We start from the raw sequence: 16,414 nt of genomic DNA, 5'->3' as shown, positions 1-16,414 counted from the left end.
TTTCCCGTCACATCCCCGAAAGGCATCCGCATGAACACGTTGCTGGGCATCGATCACGTGGCGATCACGGTCGCCGATCTGGAGGCGACATGGGCTTTCTACGATCGCCTGTTCGGCACCCGCATCCTGCGGAACTATGCGCCGGGCGGCACGCCGGCCGTGCGCGTCTTCATCTTGGGCGGGGGCACCGCGCGGCTGAGCGTGCATCAGGCCGGCAACGGGGTCGATCTGGTCGCCCACCGACCGACGCCGGGATCGGCCGACATCTGTTTTCGCTGGGGCGGCACGATCGCGGCGGCGGTGGCGCATCTGGCGCATCACGGCGTCGTGGTGGTGGATGGCCCGTCGCCGCGCGAGACGGCGGACGGCCTGCCGGCGCAGTCGGTCTATTTCCATGATCCCGACCGCAACCTGATCGAACTGATGGCGGCCGACTGATCGCCGGAACGCCGGGCGGCAGTCCGCCGGACACAAAAAAGCTGCCGGTCGACGGGGTCACCCGTCGACCGGCAGCGAACCTCAACTCAGTATTTGACGATCAGTTCGAGGCCATAGGTCCGTGCCGCCTGATAGCTGGTGCCCGTCGAGAAGGCGAGGATCAGCGGGTACAGCGCCTTCTTGTCGTTGGTCAGGTTGCGGCCCCACACCGCCAGCTCCGCGCTGACATCGCCGAAGTCGATATCACGCAGCGCAACGCGCGAGTTCAGCAGCCATTGCGACGGCAGGCTCACGATATCGGCGTAGATCGGGATGAGGGTGGCACGATCGGCATTGGGATCGTTGACCAGCTTGGAGCGCCACTGCGCATCGATCCGCGCCAGCACGGTCGCGTTCCCGAACACCGGCGGGGTGATGTACTGCGCCGAGAGGTTCGAGGTCCACTTCGGCGTGCCGGTCGGCTGGAAGTTGACATTGGCGAGCGTCTGGCCGGGGACGATGGCCGACGTCAGCAGAAGCGGATTGTAGTTCTTCTGGTTGATGTCGGTGTAGCCAAGCGATCCGGTGAGGGTGAGCCCCTCGACCGGCACCGCGGTGAGCTCGAACTCGAAGCCCTTGGCGGTTTCGTCGAACCCGGTGATGATCGCGGTGCCGAGATCGTTGCGGGCGCGCGGCGGGGTCAGGTTGGTGTCGATGATGTTACGCCCGGACTGCGACGACTGCACGTCCTTGTACTTGGCGATGAACAGCGCGAGGTTGGTGCGCAGCTTGCGATCGAGGAAATCCGCCTTCAAGCCGCCTTCCAGCGACTTCACCGTCTCCGGCTTGAACGGCAGGCCGCCGATCGCACCACCCGACACATAGCCGGTGGAGTATTTGGCATAGACGAGGATGTCATTGCTGGGCTTGTAGTTGACGCCCGCCGAATAGATGAAGCGGGTATCCCGGTAGGTGAAGGTGCTCGCGGCCGGGAGGGTGTAGTTGCCCGCCGTGCGGCAGACGCCGATCGGGTTTGACGCAAACACGGGCGCGGTGCAGCCCGGCACGGTCGAGGTATAGGCACCCGAAGCGACGCCGGTGAGGAAATTGATGCCGCTCTGGAACCGGCCCGACTTGCGATCGTGGGTCAGGCGTCCGCCGAGCACGACGTCGATCACGGGCGTGACGTGAACCTCGGCCTGCGCGAAGCCGGCGATCGACGTCGCCTTGTTATAGCCGACGCCGGTCGCCGTGCCGAGCGCCACTTCGCCGGTGGAAGGGAAGGCGGTCAGGTTGGCGGTGCCGCGGGTGAACTGCGGAACGCCCGAACGATCCTTGGAATGGAAGTAGATGCCGCCCGCCGTCAGTGTCGCCGGCTCAAGGTTCAGGTTGAGCTGGACCTCGTCGCTCCACTGCTCGCTCTTGTTCTGGATGTTGGTGCCGACATCGACGAACCGGCTGCCGACCGGGCCATAGCTGTTGACGACTGCGGCACGGGCACCGGCCTGCACCGCCGGTGACAACGAATTGTAGCCGGGGATCAGGAATGCCGCCGAGCCGTTGATCAGCGCCGTGTTCAGTGCCGCCTGCACCGCCGGCGTGACCACGAGGCCGCCGAGGCCGCCGATCTCGGAGACGGCCGGGTTGAGGACCGACTTGCGATAGGCCGCGATGTTCTTGATCGAGAAGTTGTCGGCCGCATCGAACGTCGCGGTCAGGCTGTGGCCTTGGTTCTTCAGGTAGGACGGTGTGGTGTAGAAGTTGTTGACTGCCTTCGGACGACGCGCGCCCGAGATGACCGCCGGCCCGAACGGACCGCCGCCGGCGGGCTGGTTGTCGAGGAATGCCGCGAAGATCGGGCCGATCCCGCCGCTGGTCAGCACATCACGGTTGATCGCGGTGACGCCGACGCCTTCCGGCGAGGAGTTGTCGATCGACATGTCGAACTTGTACACCGCACGGAACGTGTCGCTCGGCTCGAACTTGAGCGCGGCGAAATAGGTTTCCACGTTCTTGTTGCCGAGCCGCTTCGGCGAATATTGCACGCCGAGATTGGTGTCGAACGTCTGGCCGTTGAGCGTGCCGACGCCGCTGCGATCCCAGCGGGTGCCGGCGCCAAGATTGCGGATGTCGCCTTCGCGCTCGTTGTGCACGAAGCTGACGTAGCCGCTGAACGGACCGAACTGCGGCAGGTCCAGGCTCGCGCGGATACGCTTCTGGTTATAGTTGCCGTAGCCGACTTCCATGCGCGCGCCGAGTTCGCCGTCCGGGTCCTTGGTGACGATGCTGACCGCACCCGCCGTCGCGTTGCGGCCGAACAGCGTGCCCTGCGGCCCGCGCAGCACCTCGATGCGGGCGATGTCGGGCAGTTCGAACAGGGCGCCGCGCGTGGCGCTGAGATAGACGCCGTCGAGGTTGATCGACACCTGCTTGTCGGACCCCGGGACCACGCCGTAGCTGGTCAGGCCGCGCATCGAGAAGGTGGGGATCGCGCTGCCGCCGGCGGCGGGGCGCACGATCACGTTCGGCGCGAGGCCGCTGAGATCCTGCACGCTGGTGATGCGATTGGCCTGGATGGTGGCCTCGCTGATCGCGGTGATGGCGACCGGCACGTCCTGCAACCGCTGTTCGCGCTTCTGCGCGGTGACGACGATTTCCTCAAGACCACCGTTGGCCTGCGGCGTGGCCTCGGTTGCCAGCGGCTGCTCGGTGACGGACTGCGCATCGGCGGTCTGAGCATGGGCGAGGGCCGGAACAATGGTGGCGGCGGTCAGCGCGGTGCCGACCATCAGGCACGTACGGATAGTCTTCATTCAAGATCCCCTTCCCAGAGCCGTTGTTTTTATTGATCGAGCCATGGTGGCTCGTCGTCCCCGCGGCTTGCTGGCCTGCTCGGTTCGACAGGGCGCCGGTCCTCTTTGAGACCTTGATTCCACCCGACGCCACGGATTTGGCCCATTGCCTTACAGGCGTCAACTCAATTGCAATGCAATCGCCCTGATACAATCGATACCGATGCCATTTCGCCACAGGTCGGCCGGTCGGCCTCCGGGCGATGCGATCACGGCCAGCCGATCGGGCCATCCGGCAGCGCGCACAGGCTGTTGCACAGCCGGCGGTCGACGATGCGCTCGGGCATCTCGGGATCGAACCAGCGATCGACCAGGCTCCAGTGCCACGGGTGGTTCATGTACGGGCCAGTGAAATCCTCGGCGGCGGCGAACGTCTGCTCCCACACATGCGTCCAGGCCCGATCGCCGCCGCTGGCGAACACGCGGCCCAGCGACCAGCGGCGGATTTCCGGGATGGCGTCGGCGAGGCCGAGCGTCTCCGTCTCGAACCGCGCGACGGTGGCCGGCGGCGTTTCGGGCGGAACGTACATCGTCATCTGGCGATAGATCCCGCCCGGGATGGCCCCAGCACGGGCGCCCGCGCCGATCGGCTCGAACGCGGCCCAGTCGACATGCGCGACGTCCGCGTCGTCCGCCAGCGTGAGCGAGGCGTCGGCCCATGCGGCGCGATCGGTGAAATGCAGGCGCCAGACCAGATCGCCCCCGTCGATGTTGGGCGGCATCGCCTCGCCCAGCAGCACGCCTGCCGCGCCGCACGCGCGTGACCGGATTGACAGGCGCGCGCGCAGGGCGGTGCGGTCGGCACCCGCGCGCGCCGTCACCAGCGCGAGGGTAATCGCCGGCATCGACGAGGAAGCGGCGGCGGCGGGCGGCGGCCAGCGTGTCGGATCGTGCCCACCAGCGGGCCTTGTCCGCCTCGCCGGTCATCCGCATTCGCCACCAGCCGGCCAGATCGGGCACCGACCAGCAGAAGGCGAGGGTGGTGCCGCCCTCCGGCAGTTCGACGGCGGGGCACTGGCGGACCGACTCCAGCGTCATCCCGCGTGCCCGGGCGGCGGGCGCGTAGTCGGCCAGATAGGCGGTCCGGTAGGTTTCGAGCAGGCCCGGGTGCGGCTCGATCTCGTCGAGGATGTAGATCCGCCCCACCGCCTGCCGCCCGGCTTCAGGCTGCCGAGGGGCGTGAGCGGATCAGCCGGCCGGGGCGGGCGCCGGTGGCGGCGTCGTTGCGGCGGGTGATCGTGCCCGCGACCATCGTCGCCAGATATCCGCTCGATCCCTGCAGCAGGCGCATGCCGCCTGCCGGCAGGTCGTGCGCCATGCGCGGCATCTTCAGCGAAAGCGCGGCATGGTCGATCACGTTCACGTCGGCACGCTGGCCCACCGCGATCCGGCCGCGATCCGTGAGGCCATAGAGGTCGGCGGTCGCGCTCGTCAGCTTGCGCACCACGAGTTCGAGCGGCAGGCGCGGCCCGCGCGTGCGATCGCGCACCCAGTGGGTCAGCGCGAAGGTGGCGTAGGAGGAGTCGCAGATCATCTTCATGTGCGCGCCGCCATCGCCCAGCCCGCCGACGGTCACCGGGTCGGCGAGCATGTCGTGCGTCGCATCCAGATTGCCTTTGGCGTAATTGAGCATGAAGCTGGTGCAGACGTTGGTGCCGTCCCCGGCGGCATAATGGTCGTAGAGATAGGTTTCCATCGGGACGCCGGCCGCCGCCGCCAGCGCGCCTAGTCGCCGCTCCGGCCCCGGCTCGTAATCGAGCGGAAGGGTCATCGGGAAGATGTTGGCGATCCGCCCGGCCAGCATCGCGATGAACCCGGCGAACTTGGGGTCGGCGGCCACCACCGAGGGATCGTCCTGCTCGTTCAGGATCGCGGCGCGGCGGCCCGGCTCGCGCAACGCCACGACGCGCTGCGCGAGCGGCAGATGCGCGATCTCGCGGTAGGACGGCCGCAACATGAAGATGTGGTAGCCGTCCAGCATCGTCATCGCGCCCACCCCGCGCAGGCCGACCTGCGGGTGGATGCGCAGGCCGTCGGCGAGGCTCTTCGCGGACTCGTCGATCATCATCCGCCAGTCGTCGGGATCGGCGCGGAACTCGAGCAGCGAATAGGTCACCGGCCGGCCCGCCGCCTCGGCGATGCGGACGATGCGGTCATGCTCGGCCCGCCGGCCCTCGGCGCCGGTCTGGTCGAACATCAGGTCGCCGTTCGCGCCGAGCGGGATGATCTGGAACGTGCCGTGGCCGGACGAACCCATCGCCTGCGCCAGCCCCAGCAACTCGTCGTCGGCGGCGAAGGTGCCGGGCACGTTCGCCCCCGTGCTGGACAGATGCTCGAGCACGCGCGCGCCCGAAACCCCGATCGCGCCGGCATCCATCGCCTCGCGCACCAGCTGACCCATGCGGGTGATGTCGTCCGCCGTCGCCGCCTCGTGATTCAGCGCGCGCTCGCCCATCACGAACACGCGCAGCGGGGCATGGGTGATGTGACTGGCGATATCCATCGTGTAATGGCGCGCGGCGAGCCGGTCGAGATAATCGGGAAAGCTCTGCCACCGCCAGTCCAGCCCCTCGTTGAGGACGATGCCGGGGATTTCCTCGACCCCCTCCATCAGTTCGATCAGCGCGGCGCGGTGTTCCACACGAACCGGCGCGAAACCGACGCCGCAATTGCCGCCCACGGCGGTGGTGACGCCGTGGCTGAAGCTGGGTTCGAGCGTATCGTCCCACAGGAACTGGCCATCGTAATGGGTATGCACGTCGACGAAGCCGGGGGTGACGATCGCACCGTCCGCCTCGATCGTCTCGCGCGCGGGGGCGGTGATGCGCCCGACCTCGACGATGCGCCCGTCGGCGATCGCGACATCGGCGGTGAAGGGGGCGGCGCCGGTGCCGTCGACGACCGTGCCGCCACGGATGAGCATGTCGTGCATCATTCTCTCCTGTCCGCCCGGCTCGGCCATCTTGGACGAGGCTCGTCCGTGCCGTCACCGCTTGTTCGTCGCATCGGCAGGGCCCTATGCCTCGCCGATGCGTATCCGCCCGTCGTCGGTCAGCCTTGCCCGGCGGTTTCCATCGCCTTCACCGTCGAGAAGTCGTCATGGTCGGGCGTGCGCGTCCATTCCCAGTAGGTCAGCAACGGCCAGGGCGAGTTGGCGATGACCTTGCCGGACTTGTTCTTGTACCAGCTGCCCGCGCCGCCGTGCGACCAGGTAAAGTTCGACAGCGCCTTGTCCATCCGCCCGGCATAGTCGGCGAACACCTCGGGCTTCACCTCGACGGCGGCGAGATCTTCCTGCGCCATCCATTTCAGGCAGCCCATGATGTAGCGCGCCTGGCATTCGGCATTGAAGAACAGGTTGCCGTTGAAGCCCAGGTTCGTGCCCGGCCCGTACATGAGGAACAGGTTGGGGAACTTGGGCACGGTGATGCCCAGATAGGCGCGCGGCTCGTCGCCCCAGAAGTCGCCGATCCGCTCGCCGCCACGGCCGACGATCTCCATCGGCGCAAGATATTCGAGCGCGCGGAAGCCGGTGGCATAGACCACGATGTCGGCCGCGTGATGCACGCCCTTGGCATCGACGATCCCGTCCTCCACGAACCTGGCCACGCCGTCGGTGCATAGGTGGACGTGCGGGTTGGAGAAAGCGCGGAAGAAGCCGCCGTCGCCCAGGTTCGGCCGCTTCACATAGGGCGGGTAATCCGGGATCATCTTCTCGATCAGGTCGGGCCGGTCGCCGATCGCCGCCTTCATGCTCTCGGTCAGGCGCACGCGCGACGCCTCGTTCGCGGCGCTCACCGCCTGGTTGCCGCCGGTCCACTCGGGATCGATCAGCATGTGCGCGGGCACACCGTCCATCGCCCAGTTGTACAGGATCACGCGATACCAGCGCTCGTAGCCGGGCAGATGGTCCATCGCCCACTGCTCGCCCGCGCTGATCGCACGGCGATATTCGGGATGGACGAATACCCACGTCGGCGAACGCTGGAACACGGTCAGCTCGGCCGCCTCGCGCGCCAGCTCGGGGATGAGCTGAAGCGCGGTGGCGGCGGTGCCGATCACGATCACCTTCTTGCCGGCGACCTCGAGGTCGTCGGGCCAGCGAGAGGTGTGGACCCGCACGCCCTTGAAGGCGTCCTCGCCCTCGATCGCCGGGATCAGCGGCCGGTTGAGCTGGCCCACAGCGCTGACGACGGCGGCGACCTGTCGGGTCTCCTCGACGTCGCCCTTGCGCAATGTGACATTCCACGCCGCCGCTTGCTCGTCGTAGATCGCACGGACGACCTGCGTGCCGAACTCGATGTGCGGGGTCAGCCCCAGTCGCTCGATCGTCTCGGCGAAATAGGCGCGCAGTGTCGGCCACGGCGAGAACAGGTCCGGCCAGCGCTGCTCGCGCATGAAGGAGAAGGAATAGCAGTGGCTCGGCACGTCGACGCGCGCGCCGGGGAAACGGTTCTCGAACCAGGTGCCGCCCGGGCCGCTGTTCTTCTCCACGATGGTGAAGGGAATGCCCGCCTCGGACAGGCGATGGCCCATCGCGATGCCCGACAGGCCCGCGCCCACCACGAGCACCGGCAGCCGTGCCTTGGCCTCGTAGGCAACCGGCTGGTCCCACGCAAAGGCACGCGCATCGCCGTCGAAACCCAGTTCCTCGGCGATCAGCTCGTCATAGGCGCCATCGAGCGGCTTTCCGGCGAGCGTGTCGATCATCCGCCGGAAACCCTCGGCATCGGGCTGGCGCGGCGTGGGGCAGCCGGCATCGCGCCACGCGCGGATCGCCTCCGCCGCGCGCGTGCGCAGCGCCGCTGCCCGCTCCGGCGGAATGCTGCCCGAGATGTCGGTGCTGTAGCGCGGGATCTCGGTCGGGCCGGCGGCGTCGAGGATGTCGAGGCTGCCGGTGATGTGCACCACCGCCATCAGCAGCGGCAGCAACCCCGCTTCGGCCACGGCGGCGTCGATCTCGCTGTCGCTGGCGTGAAGCGGCGGATCGATGTCGCCGAGGCCGGGCACGACGTGCCGCTCGCGGTCGTCGCTCTGCTTCATGGTCGCGTCAGTCATCACAAATCCCTGATTCTCGTTCCGCTACTCATCCCAGCGGGTTGGGCGGCAGCGACTGGAGGAAGCTGTCGTCCCAGCCCTCGCGCAGCGCGGGGGCAAGCTGCATCCAGCTCTTGATGTCGTCGCCCGGCTTGTCGCCCCAGCTCGGCCAATGGTTGCCGAATGCCTCCCATCCGCCGTCGAGCGCCCAGTAATGGATCACCTCGTCATAGCGGAACACCGTGGTGAACGAGCCGAGCCACTTCTTGCCGGTCTTCTCGGACCACGGCACATAGGCATATTCCAGCTGCTCGACATAATCGCGCTGGCGACCGGGCTTGGTCTTCATGATCTCCTGGATCACGACCGCCGTCGTCAGCCCCTCGGCCTGGCGTTCCGCCACGCTCTTGATGCCGGGGTTGCCGTGCACCAGCCGCCCCTCGCCGGTGCCGCCGAGCTCGCCGAGCAGCCCCTGCCATTGCTCGAAGGATTGCCGTGTGTCCGGCTCGCGGTGGCGGGCGGCGCCGAGCTGGGCGAAATGGCGGTAGCCGTCGATCTCCCAGATCGTCGTGATCTCCGGCCAGCGCGAGTTGAGCGGCGAGCCTTCCCAGATCCCGAACAGGCGCGCGCCCTGACGCTCCATCAGCGGCTGATAGTCGTTCGAGAAGCCCGCGACGAAGCGATCGGTGGTGCCCGCGCGGATGTGGGTCGTCTCGTGGACGAACAGCTTCAGCGTCGCATGGGCACCCGGCATCGTCATGGCAGAAACTCCCGTTCAGGCGTCCGCAAGCTCGCTGGCGAAGGTCTTGTCCGGCCCGGTCGGCAGCGAGGTCATGCGGTCGATGACCGTCCGGCGATGCGCGGCAGGCGTGCCCCACGCATAGTTGAGCGCCATCGCCCGCTTCAGGAAGAAGTGGAGGTCCACCTCCCACGTCATCCCCATCGCGCCGTGCACCTGCACCGAGGTGCGTGCCGCGAGATCGGCCGCCTCGCCCGCCACGATCTTGGCATGGGCGATCCGCGCGCGCGAGGGCAGCGTACCCAGCGCCAGTTCGGCGGCGGCGGCCTGCACTACCGGCCGCGCGAACTCGACCTTGACCTGAGCCGAGGCGATCAGGTGCTTGACCGCCTGATAGCCGCCGATCGCCTTGCCGAACTGCGTGCGTTCCTTGGCGTAGGCGACCGCCATGTCGATCGATCGCTGCGCCAGCCCGATCATCTGCGCCGCGGCGAACAGTGCGCCGCGATCGGCCGCATCGCCCCAGCCACTGCCGACGCGCGTCTCGTCCGACGGTGCCCAGTCCACCTGGAACAGCCGCCGTAGCGGATCGAAGCTTTCCGCGCGGGTGAGCGTGACCGCGTTGCGGCTGACGATGTGGAGATCCTCGCCGTCGCCCAGCAGCAGCGCATCGGCCGTATCCGCATCGGCGACGAAGCGGTTGGCGGGATGGCCGATCGCCACGACGGCACCGCCGATCGCCCGTTCCGTCCAGCCATGATCGTCGTCGAGGCTGGCCAGCAACGGGATCGTGACGCCGGCGAGGTCGACCAGCGGCTCCGGCAGCGCGACGTAGCCCGCCGCCTCGGCGATGCCGACGAAATCGGGCGCGGCCAGCCCCAGACCGCCCGCGGCCTCGGGCGCGAGGATGCCGAGCAGCCCCATTTCGTTGATGGTGGACCAGCGCGCCTGATCGCTCGGCTCGCCGGCTTCCAGCATCCGGCGCAGGTCGGTCGGGGTGCAGGTCTCGACCAGCATCTCGCGCGCCGCCTGCGTGATGGCGGCCTGATCGTCGGTGAAGGCGAAATCCATGGTCAGCCCCGCGGCAGGCCGAGCATCCGCTCGGCGATGATGTTGCGCTGGATCTCGTTCGAGCCGGCGTAGATCGGCCCCGCCAGCGCGAAGATGTGGCCGTCCAGCCAGTCTCCGGCATCGCCCCGGTCGGGGGCGGCGGGCATCAGTTCGGCACGGTCGCCCAATATGTCGAGCGCGGTGCGGTGCAGTTCGATATCCAGCTCGGACCAGAAGATCTTGTTGGTCGACGCCTCCGGCCCGATCGTGCCGCCGCCGGCCAGTCGCGAGGCCATCGCGTAGATGGTGAGCGCATAGGCGTCCGCATCCATCCAGCCCTGCGCCACGCGCTCGATGACGGACGCCGGCGTGCTGTCCTTGTTGGCCTCGTACAACGCGATCAGCTTCGACGCGGCGACCTGATAGCGTGCGGGCGACCGCAGCATCAACCCGCGCTCGAACCCGGCGGTCGCCATGCAGACGTGCCAGCCCTGGCCCTCCTCGCCCAGCCGGTCGGCCACCGGCACGCGGACGTTGTCGAGGAAGATCTCGGCGAACACCATCTCGCCGTCCATCCGCGCGATCGGTCGGCGGGTGACGCCGGGCGCATCGAGCGGGAACAGTACGAGGCTCATCCCCTTGTGGCGCTCGCTGCCCGGCTCGCGGAACAGGCCGAACGCCCAGTCGGCGAAGACCGCGCGGGTCGACCAGATCTTCTGGCCATTGAGGACATATTCATCGCCGTCGCGGGTGGCGGTGGCGCGCACGCCGGCCAGATCGCTGCCGGCGCCCGGCTCGGACCATGCCTGCGCCCACACGTCGTCGCCCGCCGCCATGCGCGGCAGGAAGCGCGCCTTCTGGTCGTCGGTGCCGAACTCCATCATCGTCGGGCCGAGCAGGAAGATGCCGTTCTGGTTCACCCGTACGGGCGCGCCGGCGCGGTAATACTCCTCCTCGAAGATCAGCCAGCGGATCAGGTCCAGCCCGCGCCCGCCATAGGCCTCCGGCCAGGTGACCATGCCCCAGCGTCCTTCGTTGAGCTTGCGCTCCCAGTCGCGATGCGCCTCGAACCCTTCGCGGGTGAGGTCGAACGAGGGCAGCGGGCCGGAGGGCACGTTGGCCTCCATCCATGTGCGGACCTCGGCGCGGAAGGCGCGCTGCTCGGGGGTATAGTCCAGGTTCACGCGTCGCCCGCCTGCTTCTTGCCGGCGGCCTCGGCCGCCTGTTGCTTGTTGGCCGCCGCCATCGCCTTGCCGTCCAGCCCGCCGATCGAGTTGCCGACCGTCAGATCGTTCTGCGCGTGGGCGAAGTGGTGCATGTGGTACACCGCGTCCATCGCCGTGCGCTTGCCGCGCAGCTCCTCGACGTGGTTGACCGCCTGCTTGGTGAGCCACGCGCCCAGTCGCGGCTGCGCCGCCAGCTTGGCCGCGACCGCGGCGGTTTCGGCCCGCAGGCCGTCGCGCGGCACGATGCGGTTGACCATGCCGAACTGCTCGGCCCGCTTCGCGCTCATCCGCTCGCCCAGCAGCAGGAACTCCTTGGCGATGCGCGGCGGCAGCTCGAAGGCATGCGCGAAATATTCGACGCCGGGGATGCCCATGCGGACGACCGGATCCTGGAAGAAGGCGTCCTCGGAAGCGATGATGAGATCGCACACCCAGGCCAGCATCAACCCGCCGGCGATGCAGGCACCCTGCACCATCGCCACGGTCGGCTTCGGCGCATCGCGCCAGCGCCGGCACATGCCGAGATAGACCTCCTGCTCGCGCGTGTAGAGGAACTCGGCCGCCGGCTTGTTGACGTGATCGCCGAACAGCAGCCGCCGCTCGAAGCTCTTGTTCACGTCGCGGCCCGGCGTACCGATATCGTGCCCGGCGGAGAAATGCTTGCCCTCGCCGGCCAGCACGATCGCGCGCACCGCATCGTCGTTCACCGCGCGCTGGAAGGCGTCGTCCAGCGCATAGGTCATCTGGCTGTTCTGCGCGTTGTTGAACGCCGGCCGGTTCATCGTGATCCAGGCCACGCCGTCGATCGTCTCGTAGCGGACCGGTTCCTCGGTCTCGTACACGATGTCCGCGGTGCGCGGTTCGACCAGATCGCTCATGCAGCTTCCTCCGCCTTCTCGCGCACCGGCTCGTTCAACAGCACCAGCGCATCGACCGCGATCGCGCCGCGGCCTTCCGGCATCACCAATAGCGGATTGACCTCGACTTCGCGAATGCGGTCGCCGCCGGCCAGCACCGCATCGCCCAGCGCCGCGATCGCCCGCGCCGCACCCGCCACGTCGGCCTTCGGTGCGCCGCGATAGCCGTCGAGCAGCTTGAAGCCCTTGAGGCCGCGCAGCATCGCCTCGGCGCCGGCCGCGTCGACCGGCAGCAGACGGTGGCGCACGTCCTTCATCAGCTCGGTCCAGACGCCGCCCAGGCCCACCGTCAGCATCCAGCCGAACACCGGGTCGCGGGTCACGCCGGCGAGGATCTCGACACCGCCGGCCAGCATCGGTTCCAGCGTCACGCCCTCGATCCGCACGCCGGACATCGACCGCGCCTTGGCCATCATCGACTCGAACGCCTCGACCACCGCGTCGGCGTCCGCGAGGCTCAGGCGGATCAGGCCATGCTCGGTCTTGTGCGCGACATCGGGGCTGACGAGCTTGGCGACCAGCGGATAGCCGATCTTCGCCGCCGCCGCGCGTGCCTCGTCGCTGCTGTGGACGAGCGCGTCATGCACCACCGGCACGCCGAACCTGGCCAGCGCCTCCTTGGCCTCGGTTTCCGACAGGGCGTTCTGATCCTCGGGGAAGGCACCCCACGATGCGCCCGATACGGACGGTTCGACCGCCTGCGTATCCTGCGCCTTCCAGGCGCCATAGGCAGACACGGCGCGGGCGGCACGATCGAAATCGTCGAAATAGCCGATCCCGGCCTTGGCCAGCCGCGCCTGATCGGCCTGCGCGAACGTGTCGATCACGATCAGCGCCTTGTCCGTCTCCGCCGCCAGCCGCTCGACCTGCTCGAACGACTGGGTGAGGAAATAGCCCGGCAGGTAGAGCAGCACGACGTCGATCTCGTTCGCCTCGACCGCCAGCTTCATCGCGGCGTAGAGGAAGTCCGAGGAGTTGACGAGATTGCCGGTCAGGTCGACCGGGTTGGACACCATCGAGTGACCGGGGATCAGGGCGTCCAGCCCGTCCTGCGCCGCCTGCGGCAGCGTCGGCACGTCGCCGCCGGCCAGGCTCAGCGCATCGGAGAGGATCGCGCCGGCGGCCCCCGATACCGACAAAATCGCGCAGCGCGCGCCGGCGATCTTGCCGCCGATCGTGTGAAGATAGGCGAGGTCGGCCAGCTGCGAGAATTCGCCCGCGCGCGCGACGCCGGCCTTGGCGAACGCCGCGTCATAGGCAGCGGTATCGCCCGCCAGCGCGGCGGTGTGGGACTGTGCGGCGGCGGCGCCCTTCTCGGACACGCCCACCTTGTACACGGCCAGCAGCTTGCCCGCGGCGCGGAACCGGGCGGCGGCGGCGAGGAACTTGGGCCCGTCGCGCAGCTCCTCGATATAGCAGACCGCCGAGTCCGTCGCGGGATCTTCCGCGAGGAAATCGAGATAGTCGCTGAAGTCGATCGACGCCTCGTTGCCGGTGTTGATGACATGGCTGAACGTCACGCCCGCGCGGCGCGCCATGCGGAACACCGTCGCGCACATGTTGCCCGACTGGGTGAGCAGCGCCGTGCCGCCGGCCGGCTCGCCGGGCTGGAACGACTGGCCGAAGGCGGTGAAGATACCGTCGGTGAAGTTGGCGTTGCCCATGCAGTTCGGCCCGGCGATACGCATGCCGGTCCGCTCGGCGAAGGCCACCAATTCGGCCTGCTTGGCGATCCCGTCGGGCTCGTTCGTCTCGGCATAGCCGGAGGCATAGACCAGCGCCGCCGGAATGCCCTGCGCGTGGCAGCGCTCCAGATAGGGCAGGGTGGCGTCGGCCGACAGCGCCAGGATGACCAGATCGACCACCTCGGGCACCGACTCGATGTCCTTGTAGGCAGCCAGCCCCTGCACCGTCTCGTTCTTGGGATTGACCGGGTAGATCTTCTCGAAACCGGCGCGATGCAGCAGATCGACGGGCACGCCGCCGATCCGCGCCTTGTTGTCCGAGGCGCCGACGATCGCGATCGAACGAGGCTTGAGCAGGGCGGCCAGGCTCATGCGGCGGCCTCCGTCTTGTCGTCCGCCGGGCGGAAATCATATTCCGACGGCTCGAACGTCTCGGTCAGGTTGCGATAGTCCACCAGTCGCCACGGCGAGTTGGCGGTGACGCGGCCGTTCTTGTTCTTGTACCAGCTGGTGACGCCGGGGTGCGACCACACCATGCCGCGATGCGCCTCGTCCACCTTGTCCTGATACTCCCAGAACGGGGCGTCCTTCACCTCCAGCGCCGCGCTGTTCGTCTCGATCAGCTCGCGAATGCCCTGCATGATGTAGCGGATCTGGCATTCGGAGTGGAAGACCGCGCTGCCGCCGTGCGCCAGGTTGGTGTTCGGCCCGTAGATCAGGAACAGGTTCGGGAACTTGGGCACGGTGATGCCGAAGTGCGCGCGCGGATCGTCCTCGCCCCAGCTCTCGCGGATCGTCACGCCGTCCTTGCCCTCGACATGCATCGGGGTGAGCAGGCGGCGCGCCTGGAAGCCGGTGGCCAGCACCAGCACGTCCACTTCGTGACGCACGCCGTCCTTGGTGACGACCGCATCCTTCTCGACATGGTCGATGCCGGTATCGACCAGCTCGACGTTGGGCCGCACCAGCATGCGATACCAGTGGTTGTCGCGCAGCATGCGCTTGCCATAGGGCGGATAATCGGGCGTCGCCTTGCGGATCAGCTCCGGATCGTAATTCACTTCCTTGGCGATATGCGCCTCGAGCTGCTTGCGCACCTCGGCATTGTCGGCGTTGAGGGTGTGCGCCTTGTCCGCCCAGTCCGGATCGATCCGCAGCTTGGAATGGAAGCCGTCCGACGACGACCAGAACAGCTGGAAGCGGAACCACTTGCCGTAGAAGGGGATGTTCTTGAGCACCCACTTCTTTTCGTCGGTGACGGTCTCGAAATAGAGCGGGTTGTGCATCGCCCAATGGGGCGAACGCTGGAAGATGGTCAGATGATCGACGATCGGCGCGATCGCCGGGCCGACCTGCATGCCGCTGGCACCCGTGCCGATCATGCCGACGCGGCGGCCGGCGATATCGGCCTCGTGGTTCCAGCGTGCGGTGTGGAAGGCGGGGCCCTCGAAATCGGACAGGCCGGGGATGTCGGGCAGCGACGGCCGGTTGAGCTGGCCGACCGCGCTGACCACCACATTGGCGGTCATGTGCTCCAGCTTGCCCTCGCTGTCGCGCGCCTCGACCCGCCACAGCGCCGCGTCGTCATCCCACACGGTGCTGGTAACTTCGATATTGTAGCGGATCTGCTCGGCCAGCCGGTGCTTCTCGGCATTGCGGCGGATGTACTTGTAAATCTCGTCGCGCTTGGCGAAGAAGTGATCCCAGTCGTGATTGTTGTCGAACGAATAGGAATAGAAGTGGTTGGCGGTATCAACGCCGCAGCCCGGATAGCTGTTCTCGTACCAGGTGCCGCCGACGCTGTCGTTCTTCTCGATGATCGAGAACGGGATGCCGGCTTCCTTGAGCTTGATGCCCATGGCCACGCCCGAGAAGCCTGCGCCGATCACCAGCACCTTGAAGTCGGCGAGCGTGGCGGCCTTCGCCGGCTCGCGCCACTTCACCGTCTTGGGGTCTTCGCCGGCGAGGTCCATTTCCTCCAGCACGAGCGGATAATATTCCGGCGGGACGTGCTGGCCGACGCATACGTCCAGCATGTGGGGCAGCAGTTCCATCGGCGGGGTGACCGGCAGCGCGCGCCCGGTGGCGGCATAATCGGCCAGCAGGTCGACCAGCGCCTCGCGCAACTCGGCCTTGAGCGCCTCGGGCGCTTCCTCGTGGAAGCTCCACGGCCCCTTTATGTAGGGCTGGACGCGATCGAGCCAGGCCGGATCGCCGCCGAGATGCACCAGCACCATCAGCAGCGGCGCGATGTCCGCCGCCTTCAGCGCCTCGCGAAGATTCGCACGATCGGAGACAAGCGCCTTCAGGGCCTGCGCGTCATTTGTACTCGTCATCGGCAAGCATCCGCCTCGTTGATTTTGTTCTCTGCCGGCCATCCCCTCCGCGAGCGCCGTTGACGACCGCGGTCGCCACGATGTCGCGTCGGCTTATTGCCGCCAGCGCCAGCAATAGCCATCGGGCACATTAATGCAATACGGCCAGTTCATTC

12 protein-coding genes are annotated in these 16,414 nt (G+C 67.7%); 2 read left to right on the top strand and 10 right to left on the bottom strand.

The genetic code is table 11. The annotated features are described in order from the left end of the window. The first annotated feature begins 30 nt into the window (after positions 1-30). Positions 31-438, top strand: coding sequence for a VOC family protein (locus FOY91_RS03280; RefSeq protein WP_145148095.1), 408 nt, complete (start codon positions 31-33; stop codon positions 436-438). A gap of 86 nt (positions 439-524) precedes the next feature. Here the strand turns inward: FOY91_RS03280 and FOY91_RS03275 are convergent, their stop codons facing one another. Both FOY91_RS03275 and FOY91_RS03270 read right to left on the bottom strand, forming a co-directional pair. Then, complete coding sequence (locus FOY91_RS03275; protein WP_145148093.1) at positions 525-3,230, bottom strand: TonB-dependent receptor; 2,706 nt, start codon at positions 3,228-3,230, stop codon at positions 525-527. Between the two features lie 248 nt (positions 3,231-3,478). After that, positions 3,479-4,114, bottom strand: a complete 636-nt coding sequence (locus FOY91_RS03270; protein WP_145148091.1) for a Dabb family protein — start codon at positions 4,112-4,114, stop codon at positions 3,479-3,481. A 35-nt stretch (positions 4,115-4,149) separates the two neighbouring features. On the opposite strand from FOY91_RS03270, the gene FOY91_RS03265 reads away from it, so the two are divergent. Beyond that, positions 4,150-4,335, top strand: a complete 186-nt coding sequence (locus FOY91_RS03265) for a hypothetical protein (RefSeq protein ID WP_145148089.1) — start codon at positions 4,150-4,152, stop codon at positions 4,333-4,335. A 96-nt stretch (positions 4,336-4,431) separates the two neighbouring features. Here the strand turns inward: FOY91_RS03265 and FOY91_RS03260 are convergent, their stop codons facing one another. The 8 genes from FOY91_RS03260 to FOY91_RS03225 all read right to left on the bottom strand — a co-directional run bounded on the left by FOY91_RS03260 (position 4,432) and on the right by FOY91_RS03225 (position 16,259). Beyond that, positions 4,432-6,201, bottom strand: a complete 1,770-nt coding sequence (locus FOY91_RS03260) for an N-acyl-D-amino-acid deacylase family protein (RefSeq protein WP_145148087.1) — start codon at positions 6,199-6,201, stop codon at positions 4,432-4,434. Positions 6,202-6,320: 119 nt separating this feature from the next. Continuing rightward, entirely contained in the window at positions 6,321-8,327 is a 2,007-nt protein-coding gene (locus FOY91_RS03255) for a flavin-containing monooxygenase (RefSeq protein WP_145148085.1), read from the bottom strand. Positions 8,328-8,355: 28 nt separating this feature from the next. Then, the gene (locus tag FOY91_RS03250; RefSeq protein ID WP_203234481.1) at positions 8,356-9,066 is read right to left on the bottom strand and encodes a hypothetical protein; all 711 of its coding nucleotides are present in this window, start codon (positions 9,064-9,066) and stop codon (positions 8,356-8,358) included. 15 nt (positions 9,067-9,081) lie between these two features. Then, positions 9,082-10,116 (bottom strand): acyl-CoA dehydrogenase family protein, encoded by a 1,035-nt coding sequence (locus FOY91_RS03245; protein ID WP_145148083.1) that lies wholly within the window; start codon positions 10,114-10,116, stop codon positions 9,082-9,084. Between the two features lie 2 nt (positions 10,117-10,118). Further along, positions 10,119-11,279, bottom strand: a complete 1,161-nt coding sequence (locus FOY91_RS03240; RefSeq protein WP_145148081.1) for an acyl-CoA dehydrogenase family protein — start codon at positions 11,277-11,279, stop codon at positions 10,119-10,121. Beyond that, entirely contained in the window at positions 11,276-12,199 is a 924-nt protein-coding gene (locus tag FOY91_RS03235) for an enoyl-CoA hydratase (protein WP_145148079.1), read from the bottom strand. Before FOY91_RS03235 ends, FOY91_RS03240 begins: the two co-directional genes overlap by 4 nt. After that, entirely contained in the window at positions 12,196-14,295 is a 2,100-nt protein-coding gene (locus FOY91_RS03230; protein WP_145148077.1) for an acetate--CoA ligase family protein, read from the bottom strand. Before FOY91_RS03230 ends, FOY91_RS03235 begins: the two co-directional genes overlap by 4 nt. After that, entirely contained in the window at positions 14,292-16,259 is a 1,968-nt protein-coding gene (locus FOY91_RS03225) for a flavin-containing monooxygenase (RefSeq protein ID WP_145148075.1), read from the bottom strand. The genes FOY91_RS03230 and FOY91_RS03225 overlap by 4 nt, the downstream gene beginning before the upstream one ends. Between the last annotated feature and the right edge of the window lie 155 nt (positions 16,260-16,414).

The sequence above is a fragment of the Alterirhizorhabdus solaris genome, assembly GCF_007785815.1.
In the GTDB taxonomy this organism is placed as follows: domain Bacteria; phylum Pseudomonadota; class Alphaproteobacteria; order Sphingomonadales; family Sphingomonadaceae; genus Alterirhizorhabdus; species Alterirhizorhabdus solaris.
The sequence above is the reverse complement of the archived record's forward strand: the minus strand, read 5'-3'. Positions and strand labels throughout refer to the sequence as shown.